Below are 16,382 nucleotides of genomic sequence, written 5' to 3'. Positions count from 1 at the left end.
AAGGTAAAATCGGCGCTTTAATCCATTTAGTGACTTATAGAAGTTTAGAATCCAGTATATGAAGCATATCCGTAACTTTTCTATCATCGCCCACATTGACCATGGCAAATCGACACTTTCTGACCGCCTAATTCAAGTTTGCGGTGGCCTTACAGACCGAGAAATGCAGCAGCAAGTTCTGGATTCTATGGACATCGAACGTGAACGTGGTATTACCATCAAGGCGCAAAGTGTGACACTTAACTACACAGCGAAAGATGGTGAGACATACATGTTGAACTTCATCGATACCCCGGGGCACGTTGACTTCACGTATGAAGTTTCTCGTTCACTGGCTGCCTGTGAAGGTGCGTTGTTGGTTGTTGATGCCGGACAAGGGGTAGAGGCGCAAACGCTTGCTAACTGTTACACGGCAATTGAAATGGATCTGGAAGTTATTCCAATTTTGAACAAAATTGACTTACCTCAGGCTGATCCTCTTCGTGTTGCTGAGGAAATCGAAGACATCGTTGGTATTGATGCACTAGATGCAGTGCAATGTAGTGCGAAAACAGGTATTGGCATTGAAGATGTGTTAGAGAACATCGTACGTGATGTACCGCCACCTGAGGGTGACTCAGAAGCGCCATTACAAGCGTTGATTATCGATTCTTGGTTTGACTCTTACCAAGGCGTTGTATCTTTGGTACGCATTAAACATGGTGAGCTTCGTCAAGGCGATAAGATTAAGATCATGTCGACTGAGCAAACTCATATCGCCGATAAAGTTGGTATTTTCACACCAAAACAAACAAACACGGGCGTATTGAAGACCGGTGAAGTAGGTTACGTGATCGCGGGTATCAAGGATATCCATGGCGCACCAGTTGGTGACACTATCACTTTGACAAAAAATGCTGCACCGCAGCGTTTACCTGGCTTCCAGCGAATTAAACCTCAGGTTTACGCGGGGATGTTCCCAATCTCGTCTGATGATTATGAGTCTTTCCGTGATGCATTGAATAAGTTGAGCCTCAACGATGCGTCGTTGTTCTTTGAGCCTGAAAACTCAACCGCACTGGGCTTTGGTTTCCGTGTCGGTTTCTTGGGCATGTTGCACATGGAGATCATCCAAGAGCGTTTAGAGCGCGAATACGATATGGATTTGATCACCACGGCACCGACGGTTATTTATGAGATTGAAACCAAGCATGGCACGATTCAGATTGATAACCCGTCAGATTTGCCACCAGTGAATGATATTTTAGAGATTCGTGAGCCGGTCGTAGAAGCGAATATCTTAGTACCACAAGAATATCTAGGTAACGTGATCACGCTATGTGTTGAAAAGCGCGGTGTACAAACTAAGATGGCCTATCACGGTAAGCAAGTTGCGGTAACGTATGAGTTGCCTATGGCGGAAGTGGTAATGGACTTCTTCGATAAACTGAAGTCAACAAGCCGTGGCTTCGCATCACTAGATTATAACTTTAAGCACTTCCAAGCTTCTGATATGGTTAGAGTTGATATTCTTATCAACGGTGACCGTGTTGACGCATTAGCGATTATTGCTCACCGTGATGGTGCGCAAAGTCGTGGACGCCAATTGGCGGACGCTTTAAAAGAGCTTATCCCTCGGCAAATGTTTGATATCGCAATTCAAGCGGCGATTGGCGGACATGTTATTGCTCGCACCACAGTAAAGCAATTACGTAAAAACGTAATCGCGAAGTGTTACGGTGGTGATGTAAGCCGTAAGAAAAAGCTACTTCAAAAACAAAAAGAAGGTAAAAAGCGTATGAAACAGTTAGGTAATGTTGAAGTACCTCAAGATGCGTTCTTAGCCATTCTCAAAGTAGGAAAATAACAGGAATTAATTCATGGCAGGCTATTTCTCAATACTATTGGTGTTACTAACACTTGGATCAGGATTATTGTGGTTAATTGATCACTTTGTTTATGCACCAAAGCGTAAAGAGCGTATCGCATTGGCTCAAGGTGCTTCAGAGCAGCCCTTAGACGAAGATGTTATTGCGCAAATAGCCCCAGAACCTGCAATCATTGAAGGTGCTAAGTCAATCTTTCCTATGATTGCTGCGATCACCATCTTTCGTTCATTCATTTTTGAGCCGTTTCAAATTCCATCGGGTTCAATGATGCCAACGTTGCTAGATGGTGATTTCATTTTGGTTCAAAAATACGCATATGGTATTAAAGATCCTGTTTGGCGTACACAACTTGTGGAAGTTAACACACCAAAGCGTGGCGATGTTGCAGTATTCAAGTTCCCACTAGATGAGAGAATCGACTTTATTAAACGTGTTATTGGCTTACCAGGCGATCATATTGTTTATCGTAATCGCCAGTTATTTATCAAACCTAATTGTGCAGAGGGTGAGCAACAACAAGGCAATTTGGTGTGTGGCGAGTATAATAAAATAAAGCTTGATATTGTGAACCAGGATGAGTTTACTCAAGGGTCTATGCCATTAGTACGCTTAACAGAAGACCTGCCAGATGTACAACATGATATTTTAATTAACCCTCAAGCCATTGAGATGGTCGAACGTTACTTCCAGCAAGAAGGTACACGTCGCGATGAGTGGGTCGTTCCAGAAGGGAGCTATTTTGCGATGGGTGATAACCGCAATAATAGCCAAGACAGCCGTATGTGGGGATTCGTTCCTAAGGAAAACTTGGTTGGTAAAGCTGTCTTCATATGGATGAGTTTTGATTTTGAAAATGGCCCAGATAGCCTGCTTCCAGGTTGGGTTCCAACTGGTGTTCGTTTTGGACGCCTAGGTAATATTCAGTAACAATGAAAAGAAACGTAGCAGAATTATACAGTAAGATAGGATATCAATTTACTAACGAGGCATTGTTAGAGCAGGCTATGACACACCGAAGTCATAAGGGCCAGCACAATGAGCGATTGGAGTTTTTAGGAGATTCAATTCTAAGCTTCGTTATCGCCAATGCCTTGTATCATAAATTTCCAAAAGCGCGTGAAGGTGATTTGAGCCGCATGCGTTCAACCTTGGTCAGAGGGCAAACTCTGGCTGAATTTGGTGTTGAGTTTGGCTTAGGTGATTATCTTCGTTTAGGCCCAGGTGAATTGAAAAGTGGCGGCTTTCGTCGCGAGTCAACGTTAGCCGATGCCGTTGAAGCAATTATTGGCGCAGTGTTTTTAGACTCAAGCATTGATACTTGTAGCGAATTGATCCTTACTTGGTATGCGACTCGCCTAGAGGCTATTTCTCCGGGTCATAACCAAAAAGACCCAAAGACGCTGCTGCAAGAGTACTTACAAGCGCGCAAATTGCCATTACCAGGTTATACCGTGATTGATACCAAAGGTCAGGCACACAACCAAACGTTCACGGTTGAATGTATTGTGGAAGGTATGGAGAGCATAATTTCTGTAGGTAGCTCTCGTCGTAAAGCTGAGCAAAAAGCTGCCGAAAAAGCATTGAAGATTTTAAAAAATGACGCCTAACACACACTGTGGCATGGTTGCCATCGTTGGTCGCCCTAACGTGGGTAAATCAACGCTACTAAACAAAATTGTTGAGCAAAAGGTGAGCATCACCTCTCGCAAACCGCAAACTACTCGTCACCGTATCATGGGTATTCACACCGAAGACAACTACCAAGCTGTTTATGTGGATACACCAGGATTACACATAGAAGAAAAGCGCGCCATTAACCGTTTAATGAACCGTGCTGCTTCGAGTTCCATCGGTGATGTTGAACTGATCATTTTTGTGCTTGAAGGTACACTTTGGAATAGTGACGACGAAATGGTGCTTAACAAGGTTAAGCAAAGTGGTCGTCCCGTGCTAGTAGTGATGAACAAAGTGGACCAAGTGAAAGAGCAAGAGGATGTGCTAAAGCACATGCAATGGCTTTCTGAGCAAGGTGACTTTGTAGGTATCGTACCGGTATCAGCCAAGCAAAACAAAAATATTGAACTGGTTAAAAAAGAAGTACGTGCTCGCTTACCTGAGTGTGAATTCTACTTCCCTGAAGATTATGTTACAGACCGTTCAATGCGCTTTTTAGCGGCGGAAATAGTTCGTGAAAAGCTCATGCGCTTTATGGGGGACGAATTACCATACTCCGTTACTGTAGAAATTGAACAGTTTAAATGGCAAGACAATGGCGTTTGGCAAATCAATGCGCTGATTTTGGTTGAACGTGAATCGCAAAAGCGCATGGTGATTGGTAACAAAGGCGAAAAGCTTAAAGTGATAGGTCGTGAAGCGCGCAAAGACTTGGAAGATATGTTGGATAACAAAGTATTCCTAGAGCTTTGGGTAAAAGTGAAATCAGGTTGGGCTGATGATGAACGCGCGCTGCGTAGCTTAGGTTACGGAGAAGACTGATTGCAAAACGACTTTCGACAGGTATATTTACTTCATCGCAGAGCCCACAGCGACTCTCAGTTGATGTTGAATATGCTTGTCGAAGGGGTTGGTCACATCAGTATGGTGGCCCGAATTAAAGGTAAACAATCGCTTAAACATAACGCTCACCTTAGACCTTTCACCCCCATTTTGGCCCAATACGGCGGCCGTTACGATTTAAAATATTTAAATTCTTTTGAACTGGCGCAAAACCCTTTAGCACTACAAGGTAAGCAGCTATATTGTGGCTTTTACTTAAATGAGCTGACTTATCGCATTGTGCCGCGTAATGAGCCATTGGAGCAGGTGTTTGAATTGTATCAAGCACACTTAAAGTCGTTATCCCAAAACGCTGATGTGGAGCCAATTTTGCGAAGCTATGAGTTTCAGTTACTTAGTACGTTGGGCTTCGGTGTTGAATTTGATATCGACGCCAATGGTGAGCCAATAACAGCGAATTTAAACTATCAATATGTGCCTGAGTTGGGTTTTGAACCCACGGATACTCCGCAGTATGGGTTTTCAGGTGCCGTTTTATTGGCGATGGCAGAGCATGACTTTGCTAAAGCAACAGTACGCTCTCCTGCAAAGCATTTGAGTCGTTACTTATTAAAACCTCTATTAGGAAACAAGGCGTTAAAAAGCCGAGAATTATTTATATCAAGGTAGGGCTATGAAAGACATTTTATTGGGCGTTAACGTAGATCACATTGCAACACTGAGACAAGCACGCGGTACAACTTATCCTGATCCAGCGCATGCGGCAAGCGTTGCGGAGCACGCCGGTGCAGATGGTATTACCATTCATTTGCGAGAAGACCGTCGTCATATTCAAGATAGAGACGTGTATGTGATGGCAAAGACGATTCAAACGCGCATGAACCTTGAAATTGCCGTGACCGATGAAATGTTGGCAATTGCTCAAGAAGTGAAGCCTGAATACGTGTGTTTAGTGCCAGAAAAACGTGAAGAGCTGACAACAGAAGGTGGTTTGGACGTAATTGGTAATCAAGCGAAAATTACCGAAGCGGTTAACACACTTGCCGCAGCAGGTATAAAAGTAAGCTTGTTTATAGATGCAGATAAAGCACAAATTGATGCGGCAAAAGCAACGGGCGCGCCGTACATAGAGATCCACACCGGAGCGTACGCCGATGCAGAAAATAACAAAGAGCAAGCAACAGAGCTAGAGCGTATTCGTGAAGGTGTAAAGTATGCTCATGGTCTTGGTATTATTGTTAATGCAGGTCACGGCTTGCATTATCACAATGTGAAACCTATCGCGCAGATGCCAGAAATTTATGAGCTTAACATTGGCCATGCGATCATCGCTCGTGCAGCGATTGATGGTTTGGAAAAAGCGGTACGAGACATGAAGCGCTTGATGCTAGAAGCAAGACAAGCGTAAGCGTCTAATGATATGTTTAAGGCCACATAATGTGGCCTTTTTTCTATCAGGAATGCAAAATGATGCAGGTTTGGCAAAAACAGTTTATAACGCAACATCAATTGCCTGAGCAATATATATCCGATGCTGAACCTATTTTTGATTGGGTAAAACAAACGCTCGCAACAACGCCAAAGCCTTTTTGCCTCGGCATGAACGGTGCGCAGGGCTCTGGTAAATCGACGCTGTCACATTACCTGATTGAGTATTTGAAAAATGAAGGCTATAGGGCTGATTGTGTTTCAATCGATGACTTTTACCTGAGCTCAGAAGAGCGAAAACGGCGTGCCGAGCGTTATCATCCTTTGTTTGCAACGCGAGGCGTGCCGGGTACTCATGACATCTCTTTGGCAAAACAGATATTCAAAGGTTTTAAGCAACGACAAGCCATCATATTGCCTCGATTTGATAAATCGTTAGATGAGCCTTTTACAAAGCAACATTGGCATGAACATAAACGGCCACTGGATGTACTTATTTTTGAAGGGTGGTGCGTGGGGTTATCTGCAGAACCGCAAGACAGACTTGTTAACCCCATCAGTGACTTTGAACGACAGCAAGATCCTCAAGGTGTGTTTAGACGACAAGTTAATGGGTTTTTAGCCGCTGACTATCAGCGCCTTTTTTCTTACATCGACTCACTTATTTATCTCAATGTTGGCGCTTTTGAGCGGGTTTATAGGTGGCGGCTAAAACAAGAAAGGCAACTTATTGATCGCAACCAAAAGGGCATGAGTGAGCAACAAGTTGAACATTTTATCAAATTTTTTCAACGTCTAACTCAGTGGGGGATGGTGTCACTGCCTAAAAAATGTGACCTACTTATTTCCGTAAATGCAGCGCATAGGTTTATCTGCGAGTGTGATGATATGTAGTGCTTATTGCTCAGAGTTTGTGCTAGGTTGAAAGTTTAAAGATAAGAAAAGGATTTTCATGAAAAAAATAGCCGTATTTGGCAAGCCTGGTAGCGGTAAATCAACTTTGAGTAAACAGCTCGCGGAGCAAACTGCGATCCAGTTGTATCAACTAGATTTGCTGCAGTACAACAAAGCAGGAGGTTCAGTCGCCAGAGAAGTGTTCGATGAAAAACATAATGAGATAATCCACTCTGAAAGCTGGATCATTGATGGTTTGGGTCCAGTTTCTTCATTCCAACAGAGGCTCGAACTGGCCGATACACTGATTTACATCGACTTACCTTACGCCGTTAGCTATTGGCTAGTAACGAAGCGACTATTAAAAGGTTTATTTGTAAAGCCTGAAGGGTGGCCGGAAGGCAGCTCCATTTTAAAAGGCACAATCCAGAGCTATAAAACGCTGCAACTTTGCCCGAAGTTTTGGAATGATGCATTTTTTAGAAAATTAGAAGCGTTGTCAGTTGAAGGTAAAACGCTTCATGTTATTCGCTCTGTTTCACAGCTCAATAGAGCGCTGTCGCAAGCAGAGCCCATAAATGAGAAAACAGGTTAATAGCCAATGTGAGATTTTGGGTAAACCTACCTAAAATTTGAACACGCCCGAGTTACTGAATATTTGGTAACAATGAAGCTAGCTGTAATCCGAGCGTTTTTGCTTTGGTTATCGCTCGGTGTAAAGATTGTTGATGGCGAGTATCTGAAAACTCTTGATATTCAGAAGTGATCTCATACACCGTACTCGCACCTAAATACTTACTCAGCGTTTTAATATGTGGCACTAGATGTGCGCTTTGTTCCCTGACTCCGCCTACTTCAAAACCAAATTCTCCACATGAAGTTACAATCACTAAAGTCTTTCCTGACAGGAGTGGCTGTAAAGGAAAGTCCCCCCGTTGCAAATCGAAGTCAAAGGTTTTGTTTACTCGAATGACTTGGTCGAACCAAGCTTTTAGCTGAGCTGGCATGCCGTAGTTATACATGGGTGATGAAATAACGATGATGTCTGCTTGCTCAAGCTCGCTGATAAATAAGTCTGATTGCGCAAGTAGCGCCCTTTGCTGCGTTGTTCTTTTTTGTGTTGGTGTGAATACAGCGCCAATCCAATCTTGGTTGATATACTGAGGTGGGGTTGTGCCAACGTCTCGATATATATACTTGTCATGTGGCCGTTTAGTTTGCCAAGCATCGACAAAGTGTGCAGCAATATTTTTTGATATTGAGTTGTGTGAAGGGTTTGTATTTGTGGTCGCTCGTACACTTGAGTCAATGTGAAGTAATGTAGTCATATCGGAGTCCTTTTTTCTGCTTAACCTTTATGAATAATAAAAACTAAGCATATTCTCTACAAATTCTAAAAAGTCACTTATAGATGAGTTAAAATCACCTATAGGCTTTTTTTAATTATTAGGTGAAACTTAATGCAAGTATCTTGGCAAGCACTTAGAGTATTTGAAGCGGCAGCGCGGCTTGGTAGTTTTAAGCTTGCATCGCAAGAGCTATCCATTACACCAACGGCGGTTTCACATCATATTAGTAATTTAGAAACTCGATTAAATGTCGAGTTGTTTTATCGTCAAACACGCAAAGTCATACTCACCGACAACGGTAGTCAACTTGCGCAAGCCACCTGTGAGGCTTTTCGTAAAATTGAACATGCATTAGATCAAGTACACTCAAGCGGCAATCGTATAAAGGTTACGACGACCTCTTCTTTTGCGGCAATGGTACTGATTCCATCGTTGCACGCACTATCTATACAACACCCTCATTTAGATGTTTCCGTTGCAACGGGTGAAAGCATGGATAATCATGCGAAAGCGCTACCTATCCGGTTTGGAAATAAAGAACAAGTGGTGTCAGAGGATATGCTCAAGCTAGAAACGTTCAATGTGTTTGGCACTGCCAATGCAATAGCGCAGTACACGCGCTCGGATAAAGTTGAGGTGTTTTCAACAAAGTGGAAGAATGCAGCGTTACCCCAGCCGCCATTTGAGCAGTGGCTGGCTTTAAACCATCTATCAGCAGATTCATTTATACTCAAGCATTATGATCAGGAGCTGTTTGGGATCCAAGAAGCGTTGCTTGAAGATAAGCTTGTGTTCTGTTCGTCAACATTGGTGCGTAAACAAGTACGCTCTGGCGCACTAAACGCGTTTGTAAAACACGCTGTAGAATCTCAACTTTGTTATTATATTCCCAATAAAAAACGTTTTGATACTCTCGCTCAAAAGAAATTCATTTGCTGGTTAGAGGAAATCTTCGCAGCCGATTAGCGAAGAACTTTTGTCACATGTAAATATAACTAAGTCCATTGGCGATAGTTTTTATCACACAAAACTCTAAATTTTGATAGAACACCTTGGTTGTGTTGCTAAGTTTCAATGAAGATCTTTGTTACCGTATTGTTTTCTTCAAGCACAGACAAGCCATGGTTCTTGAGCGTTTTACCAACCCCTAAACCATGGAACTTTTGGTGTATTACTCCGCATGTGAGTCCGTCGATACTAAATGGACATGAACACCTCCACAGGCGATGACACGAGCAACTTGTAGTTCAATAAAGTACGGTTCGTTTATCACTGCTGTATTCAAAAAGTGTAAAAATTTGCCCCGTTCACACTGTGCTTGATACTACTGGGTATCATGCAAACTACACATGTTTTTAAAATGACACGCAAGCGTTATGTTGCACACGTAATACAGACTCTTGTTGAAACTGTGCTTTGTAGTTGTTGATAATTTGTCCGATATTAATTGCATCTTGCTTGGTATTGTTGTGAATAAGGGTCAGTATATAGCTAGGTTCTTTGACAATAACGCCGCCTTTACCAAGCCACTGCCCGGATGCATCAACCACAGTAAATCCATTTGGAAACCGAGGGGTAACTGAGGTTTGCACAAACGATGCCCATTGTGCTTTGGAAACAAAGCCATTGGGTGTACCTGTTCCGAAGTAAAGTGTTTCTTGTAGTTGTGGTTTCAAATCAACAGGGCAGTCAATGCTTGGTGTGAGTGAGCACCCACTAAGTGCTGCGCACGCTAAGACAGTCAGTACGCTATTTCTTATTGTCATCATTTTCCTTATAAATTGTGCATACCTCATGCTATTGAGTGTGTTGGATGATGAAAAAAATGCCAAGTGTTTTTTTATTATTGAGTTTGAAAGTACCTAGCATTTTTCTTCCATTATGCCAATGAGGTTCCCATCTGGGTCTTTCAAAAAACCAATCCAAAGCTCATGATCTTCCATTTGGGCTGCCATTTGAGGTGAGCGCTCAAGCGCTGCGCCTTGGGTTGTTGCAAAAGTAAAAAAGTATTCAATATTACTTACTTTAAAATAAGGGATTGAGTTTTTGCCAATCTCGCCTGCACCTTGGGGTGTACTTAACATGAGCCGAGTTTCACCACATTGCAAAAATGCCAGTTGATCATTAGGTGAAAATAGAAACTCAAGCCCAATTATATCTTTATAAAAGTGCAATGCCAGCTCGACATTACTGACCGTGACGGCCAATTGGCCAAGGGATAATATCTTGTATGTCATGGGTGTTTGCTTTGTATTTAATTGACGTAATTGTAGTCGTTAAACTCGGTTTTTTAGTGCCTAATTCAGTTGTATTTTTATAAATTAAATATACATGTGACGCTTGGTGCGACAATTTGTCGCATTTTTAAAAACGCATTTGCGAATATACTTTTACGAAAATAATAAAACTTCACTTATCTAATGCTAAAGCAACTACTTTCATGGCACCGAACACTGGCACTATTGACGGTATTGCCCTTTATTTTATGGGCGTTAAGCGGGTTACTTCACCCAATTATGTCTCATTTTTCCAAAGCGCCGCGTTTAGATAGTCAGCCATTTTTAGTAGATCATGAGGCGTTGTCTGGTGCAACACCTTTAGTCTATGTGCTTAATAAAGCAGGAATTGAGCACTTTAGTCATGCCAGTTTAGTTACTTACAAACAACAGTATTTTTATCAGATTGCTTATATGCATGATGAGCGCAGAGAGATTGTCTACTTTTCTGCCCATGATGATACAAAAGAACATGTTTTATCAGATCTTCAATACGCTCAATACTTAGCGCAATCTTGGTCAAAACAACGTATTACTAAAATCGAAAAACTAACCGAATTTACCAGTGGCTACGGCGACATTAATCGTATATTACCTGTATACCAAGTGACTTTGAGCAATGGCAATCACTTATACATAGATACGCTGGGCCAGCGAATTGCTGCACACAATACACCATTACGAGAAACACTTTCGTATTGGTTTCGCACGCTCCACACGTTTAGTTTTATGGGCGACAAACATGATTATTTACGTATCATTCCTATGTTAGTGGTTTCCGTATTGATACTGTTTATGGGTATATGCGGCTTGATAGTTTACAGTATATTGTGGAAGAGAATTCGTAAAAAAACGTGGCAAACCGCAAAGTTACATCGTGTAACTGGATTGAGTCTAAGCGTGTGTATGCTCGGCTTTGCCTCAAGTAGTACACATACGCTCATCGATAAGTTTTTCCCTCAAACGTTTCGTTCGCTCGAACCTAGCAACGTTTTACTGGCGTCACAATTAAACCACAATCCTATTGATTCGTTGATTGCGTCACAAGGACAGGGTTTTTCATTGGTTGCAGTTAATGGACAAATATATAGTCAAATAAAACGCCGCCAGGAAGGGGTCGAGTCCTATGAATATTGGCAGCGTCTAAAAATGCCCTCACAGGATGTTCGGCTCGCAAAGCGTATACTGAAAAGCCAATTAAACGTAGAAGGTGAGCTGATATATAACAAAAAAGTGGATCGCTTTGGCCCTACCTACGCATTTATTAATAAACGCCTTCCAGTCATCCAGTTGCGCTATCAATCGTATCCAGAAGTTTTATATAGTGTTGAGGTTAGCTCAGGGTATATTGCTGCAATTGACAATAATTGGCAAAAAGCACGCGCTTGGCATTTTGGTAACTTACACAAGTATCACTTCTTAAACCCATTAACGAAAGAGATCAGAGACGGTGTTATGGTGATAATTGTACTGAGTTTGGTATTTAGTGCAGCGATGGGGCTAAGTTTATATTTTGTGCGCAGGAAAAAACAAAAATATGCTTTTTCACGCCGTTTAACAACCATTAAAAATTAGAATTTCACTTATAAAGGGACATCATGACGCCTCGCTTAACCTATTCGTTGCTCACCTTATCTATGTTACAACTGCACTCTTTAGAAACTCATGCTGATGAGTCGATTAATAATATGGAGCATATCTCAGTTACAGCAACACGTATCGCAACCGCAAATACGGACTTGCCGTTGAGCATAGGTCGTGTTTCGCCTGAGACGATTGAGCGAGACAATCCGCAGCATGTGTCGGAATCGCTGCAAACCGTTTCTGGCGTATTGCTTAACCAGTTATCAGGTGGTCAGGGCCACAATGCGGCTATCCGTATGCCAGTGAATTTTGGTGGCTATACTCTGTATTTACAAGATAACATTCCACTGCAGTCGGCGGCTTTTTATAATCACAATGCACTGTGGTGGGCTAGCAGTGGTGCCAGTTTATCTCGCTTAGAGGTTTTAAAAGGTGCGGGCACAAGTTTATATGGCTCTGGAGCGGTTGCTGCGACTGTTAATGTGATTTCAGCCCCTATCTCAGACAACAACAATGACCTGTCTTTAACCTTGGCAGAGCATGACTACACGCGCTTGTCAGGCAGCTTGACTCAGCTAAGGGAAGAGCAAACTGGGTTTCGTCTTTCAGCATCACACTTGAGTAATGAAGGCTGGCGATCGCATAGTTCAGTGGATAAAACTGAAATCAACTTGCAACATGAGACTAAACTGGGCAGCAATCAAAAGCTAAAAACAATGCTCATCGCATCTTCATTAGAGCAGCAAATGTTAAACACACTGACAGAAGAGCAATTTCTGACTGATCCAACACAATCTGGGTTACCCGATGATGTATTACAAATAGACCCGCGTCGTGAAACTGATTACTTCCGCATAAGCACTGAGTTTACGCACGAAAGCACAGACTTTTTTCTCTCGGTCATTCCATACTTTCGCTATAGAACAAACGACTATATCGCAACTTGGCAGCCGAACATGCCCAAAGTGGAGTCTAACGTCACCACGCTCGGCATCTTAGCACTTAGTAATTATATTCATCGCGATGGCTCTGAAACGACTTTAGGAATTGACTTAGAGCATTCAAAAGGGGAAGGGTACTCTTTTCAGCCAACACTCAGAACAACAACGGGTTGGGGCGCGGCAACTTATCCTCAAGGCCATGTTTTTTATAACAATGAAACAAAATTTATAGGTGTTTCTCCTTATATTCAACACGTGGGTTATATGTCTCAGGACTTAAGCTATACGGTTGGCGCGCGCTTCGATCACAACAAGTACGATTTCGATAACGCGTTGCCAGCATACGATGATGACGGTTTTGGGAATCGCTCTATTTCGTCTCGCACGGATACATTTAAACACCTCAGTCCAAAAGCAAGTTTAAATTACTTACTCAGCGAGCAATCAAACGCCTATGCTCGCTATGCTCAAGCTATTCGCATACCAACCGCATCGGAGCTATATAATCTGAAAACCAAAGAAAGCAGTGCTCAGCTTGGCAGTATTCAAGAAGAAAAATCAGACACGTTCGAAGTTGGCTATAAAGCGAACTTTGCTCGCCTATCAGTGGAATTGGCTTATTATCTAATCGATGTAGAAGATGCCATTGTAACGGCCTACGATGATTTGGGAGCATCATACCGAGTGAATGCCTCAAATGTGGAGCATCAAGGTTTCGAGCTAGGGTTGACCTATCACTTAGATAGTGGGCTTTCTTTTGCACTGGCGTACAGTCAGTCTAATCATGAGTTTAAACACTATGTGCAAGACCAAGGGCGTCTTGACCGCAAAACAGGGCTACCGTTAGAACAAGATTTATCAGGTAATAGTCTACAGATGGCTCCGGACTACGTGGCCAACTTACGTGTGAATTATGCGAGCCAACAATTCACTGGGCTAAATATAGTCGCGGAAGCACAAAGCATTGGTGATTATTTTTTAAATGTGGAAAACACGCAAACGTATTCTGGGTATACGGTATTTAACCTAAAAGCGAATTATGATTTTACGCCAAAAGTGTCACTTCATACGAGAATAAGTAACGTGACGGATAAAAAATATGCGTTACAAAATGAAATTCGCTATGGCAAAACACGTATTCAACCGGGAGCACCAAGAACTGTCTACGTAGGCATAAAATATAAATTCTAGTGCGCGCGCTTAAATAATCGTGCTGATAGACTAACTGCGGGCACTCTCAGATCAGATTGAGAGTGTCATTTTCCAGCATATCACATGGCAAATTGAGTCTCACTTCAGGTGAAATCCTCCCAAGCGACAGAAGCAATTTTCCATCCATCTTGCGTCAGTATGAGTTGTATGTGCTTTACACCCTTGCCTGTGTATTGCTCTCCTCTAAGTAAACCACTTTTAGCGTACTGTGAAATACGTGTCGCGATGTGTCCAGAGATATGAGTTTGGCCATTTGTTTCCCACTCATTAAATTCAACTAAGCGACCATCGGTAAGCAGTGTCCTGCGGGGCGAGATAAACTCATTGAGAGTCATTGTTTGTATTTGCTCGCCGTCCTTTTTGACAATCATGGCGCCAGAGGTAAACATGCGTTCAAGCTTTGTAAAATTGGGCGTTTTGTTGCTTCGATTATCAAATATTGCGAAAAAAGCGTGTACTAAGTTGTCGATGTTATCTCGTTCAGAATTAATCATATATTTGCCGATTTGTTAGAACCACATAGTGTCTTTCTGTATTGACTAGGGGGTTGGTGAGTATACTTTTTGAATACGTTGTTGAAGCTCGATTTTGAGTTAAATCCGCATTCAAAAGCAATGGTTATCAAGTTATCAGACTTAGGTCGCGTTTTCATTTGCTCAATAACAGCTTTGACCCTAAGTTCATTGATAAGGGTGTGGAAGTTTCCGGCTGGGTGAAAAGATAAGAATTCAGACAACTGATGCCTTGATATGTTTAGTCTATTTGCAAGTTCAATTTGCTTGAAGTCGGGCTTTAAGTAGGGTTTGTGAGTGGTTAACTCCCAATCCAGCATGTCTAACATCTTAGATCGATTAACTGATGTTGCACTGCTTAAAGTGTCAGTTTTAGTCCCTTGGGTGTGAGTTGAAATACGGGTGGGCTTACCTATTTTAATGATTAAGAATGTCATAGCGAACATGGTTATCACCGTTGATAAATGACCAAACACCAAAAGTGAATGAGGTTTTCCAAGCTGTGTAACAATGCTTATAACTGATATTGTAGCGATACTGGCCATCATCAAATAAGCACTACCTAGCACCATTACGAGCCAAGCAACTTGCTTATACACTTTAGGCTTCCCGTGCAGTAACCAAAATTGGGTCGCTCGCCAACTTCCGTAGCCCAAATAGCAGCAAAAGTGGAGTGCGCTAAGCAATGGGATAACCGAAAACTGTTCGCTAAACGACCTGTCAGGTAACTGAAGTAATCGAGTTGCATGATTTGCGATAAAGTTAGAATAGTCGCTTGAAACGTCGAAAATAAAAATAAAACAGTAAGCTAAGAAGGGGATAAAGTGAAGGCAGTGTTGAGGGAGGAGTTTACTTTGAGGTTCTATGATCCTTATGACAAATGCGAGCATAATTGGGCCTAGTAACAAGTAGCTATTTAAGGCTTCCCATCCGGTTATCAGCCACATCGAAGCATCGTAATAACCTGCATTTAAATAAAAACTCACACACATATTGATGCTTAGCAACAATACATAGGCGCCTAGAAATCGGCTTGGGCCCGAATTTACAAGGCAATATACAGATAATATGAGTCCCTGAATACATCCCAGTGCAACCAAATTACTCAAAGTAAACAAGCTAACTCCTTTTATTGGGAACTAAAGGTCTAAACTGGCCCGTTTAGACGTTTTAAGAAGAATTTAAAACCTTTACAGCCAATATGTTATTTATTTTTTATAAAAATTGGAACAAATGGGCCAGTTAGAGCGAATTTCATTAGAGCCGAACTTAGCATACCTATTTGTATTAACAAAATAGGAACTGAGATATGAAGTTGAAAATTGAATTGGTGCTGAGTTACCTTGTGTTCTCCATTGCATGTATTTACGGTGTTTTGGCGTTTGCTCAGCTGAATTATCGTTTCACACACGAACAAATGAGTATTCCGGGGATGGTGATCACATTTGTAATTGCTTGCACTTTTAATGTTTTCAAAATTAAAGAGGGTATCACAAACAGCAGAATTCATTTTGGGTCGATTTTCGCCAACATGCTAGCATTTAGCTATGCATTGGGGTTTGTCTACTTTGATCCTTGGATAGGCAAGGTCATCACTACTGCTTTTATGGGGATTATTTTTATTTTATCTATTGTTAATGCAATAGGTAGGTGTAAAGAAATGCGTTGTGTAAGTTAAATGGGTTGTAGTCAACAGTCTGTAAATAAAAGCGACCCTGTAACACATTTTGTGTAACTGCCAGTTTTAAATAACATCTTTTAATCGGTCTTCGAATTCGATCATAAATCGATTTAAGGCCGA

17 protein-coding genes are annotated in these 16,382 nt (G+C 41.9%); 12 read left to right on the top strand and 5 right to left on the bottom strand.

Features of this window, described 5'->3' with window-relative positions; all coding sequences use genetic code 11:
- The first annotated feature begins 58 nt into the window (after nt 1-58).
- From lepA to ACW689_RS19765, 8 genes are read left to right on the top strand one after another with little or no spacing between them, the layout of a single operon-like run.
- Nucleotides 59-1,846: a translation elongation factor 4 gene (gene lepA, locus ACW689_RS19800; protein ID WP_476293970.1), complete on the top strand. Its 1,788-nt coding sequence runs from the start codon at nt 59-61 to the stop codon at nt 1,844-1,846.
- A gap of 13 nt (nt 1,847-1,859) precedes the next feature.
- Entirely contained in the window at nt 1,860-2,795 is a 936-nt protein-coding gene (gene lepB, locus ACW689_RS19795; protein ID WP_476293969.1) for a signal peptidase I, read from the top strand.
- Nucleotides 2,796-2,797: 2 nt separating this feature from the next.
- Nucleotides 2,798-3,475 (top strand): ribonuclease III, encoded by a 678-nt coding sequence (rnc, locus tag ACW689_RS19790; RefSeq protein WP_476293967.1) that lies wholly within the window; start codon nt 2,798-2,800, stop codon nt 3,473-3,475.
- On the top strand, nt 3,465-4,364 hold the full coding sequence (gene era / locus ACW689_RS19785) for a GTPase Era (RefSeq protein WP_476293966.1): 900 nt from the start codon (nt 3,465-3,467) through the stop codon (nt 4,362-4,364). Before rnc ends, era begins: the two co-directional genes overlap by 11 nt.
- On the top strand, nt 4,365-5,054 hold the full coding sequence (recO, locus tag ACW689_RS19780; RefSeq protein ID WP_476293965.1) for a DNA repair protein RecO: 690 nt from the start codon (nt 4,365-4,367) through the stop codon (nt 5,052-5,054).
- 4 nt (nt 5,055-5,058) lie between these two features.
- Nucleotides 5,059-5,793, top strand: a complete 735-nt coding sequence (pdxJ, locus tag ACW689_RS19775) for a pyridoxine 5'-phosphate synthase (protein WP_476293963.1) — start codon at nt 5,059-5,061, stop codon at nt 5,791-5,793.
- 59 nt (nt 5,794-5,852) lie between these two features.
- Nucleotides 5,853-6,707, top strand: a complete 855-nt coding sequence (locus ACW689_RS19770) for a kinase (RefSeq protein ID WP_476293962.1) — start codon at nt 5,853-5,855, stop codon at nt 6,705-6,707.
- A 58-nt stretch (nt 6,708-6,765) separates the two neighbouring features.
- The gene (locus tag ACW689_RS19765; RefSeq protein ID WP_476293960.1) at nt 6,766-7,302 is read left to right on the top strand and encodes a P-loop NTPase family protein; all 537 of its coding nucleotides are present in this window, start codon (nt 6,766-6,768) and stop codon (nt 7,300-7,302) included.
- Between the two features lie 52 nt (nt 7,303-7,354).
- On the opposite strand, the gene ACW689_RS19760 is transcribed toward ACW689_RS19765, so the two are convergent.
- The gene (locus tag ACW689_RS19760; RefSeq protein ID WP_476293959.1) at nt 7,355-8,035 is read right to left on the bottom strand and encodes an FMN-dependent NADH-azoreductase; all 681 of its coding nucleotides are present in this window, start codon (nt 8,033-8,035) and stop codon (nt 7,355-7,357) included.
- 132 nt (nt 8,036-8,167) lie between these two features.
- Here ACW689_RS19760 and ACW689_RS19755 point away from each other — a divergent pair, with 132 nt between their 5' ends.
- Nucleotides 8,168-9,022 (top strand): LysR family transcriptional regulator, encoded by an 855-nt coding sequence (locus tag ACW689_RS19755; RefSeq protein ID WP_476293957.1) that lies wholly within the window; start codon nt 8,168-8,170, stop codon nt 9,020-9,022.
- Between the two features lie 389 nt (nt 9,023-9,411).
- On the opposite strand, the gene ACW689_RS19750 is transcribed toward ACW689_RS19755, so the two are convergent.
- The gene (locus tag ACW689_RS19750; protein ID WP_476293955.1) at nt 9,412-9,825 is read right to left on the bottom strand and encodes a DUF3574 domain-containing protein; all 414 of its coding nucleotides are present in this window, start codon (nt 9,823-9,825) and stop codon (nt 9,412-9,414) included.
- Nucleotides 9,826-9,918: 93 nt separating this feature from the next.
- On the bottom strand, nt 9,919-10,293 hold the full coding sequence (locus tag ACW689_RS19745; protein WP_476293953.1) for a VOC family protein: 375 nt from the start codon (nt 10,291-10,293) through the stop codon (nt 9,919-9,921).
- Between the two features lie 183 nt (nt 10,294-10,476).
- On the opposite strand from ACW689_RS19745, the gene ACW689_RS19740 reads away from it, so the two are divergent.
- Nucleotides 10,477-11,907 carry a PepSY domain-containing protein gene (locus tag ACW689_RS19740; protein WP_476293951.1) on the top strand — a complete coding sequence of 477 codons (1,431 nt, stop codon included), beginning with the start codon at nt 10,477-10,479 and terminating at the stop codon, nt 11,905-11,907.
- Between the two features lie 23 nt (nt 11,908-11,930).
- Nucleotides 11,931-14,048 carry a TonB-dependent receptor gene (locus tag ACW689_RS19735; protein ID WP_476293949.1) on the top strand — a complete coding sequence of 706 codons (2,118 nt, stop codon included), beginning with the start codon at nt 11,931-11,933 and terminating at the stop codon, nt 14,046-14,048.
- A 104-nt stretch (nt 14,049-14,152) separates the two neighbouring features.
- Here ACW689_RS19735 and ACW689_RS19730 read toward each other — a convergent pair whose 3' ends face one another.
- Both ACW689_RS19730 and ACW689_RS19725 read right to left on the bottom strand, forming a co-directional pair.
- On the bottom strand, nt 14,153-14,563 hold the full coding sequence (locus ACW689_RS19730) for a hypothetical protein (protein ID WP_476293947.1): 411 nt from the start codon (nt 14,561-14,563) through the stop codon (nt 14,153-14,155).
- Nucleotides 14,560-15,180: a helix-turn-helix domain-containing protein gene (locus ACW689_RS19725; protein WP_476293945.1), complete on the bottom strand. Its 621-nt coding sequence runs from the start codon at nt 15,178-15,180 to the stop codon at nt 14,560-14,562. Before ACW689_RS19725 ends, ACW689_RS19730 begins: the two co-directional genes overlap by 4 nt.
- Before the next feature lie 710 nt (nt 15,181-15,890).
- On the opposite strand from ACW689_RS19725, the gene ACW689_RS19720 reads away from it, so the two are divergent.
- Entirely contained in the window at nt 15,891-16,259 is a 369-nt protein-coding gene (locus ACW689_RS19720) for a hypothetical protein (protein ID WP_476293943.1), read from the top strand.
- Nucleotides 16,260-16,382: the final 123 nt, after the last annotated feature.

It is taken from the genome of Pseudoalteromonas sp. ABE4_541 (genome assembly GCF_056312285.1).
This window is presented reverse-complemented; position numbering and strand designations above follow the sequence as displayed.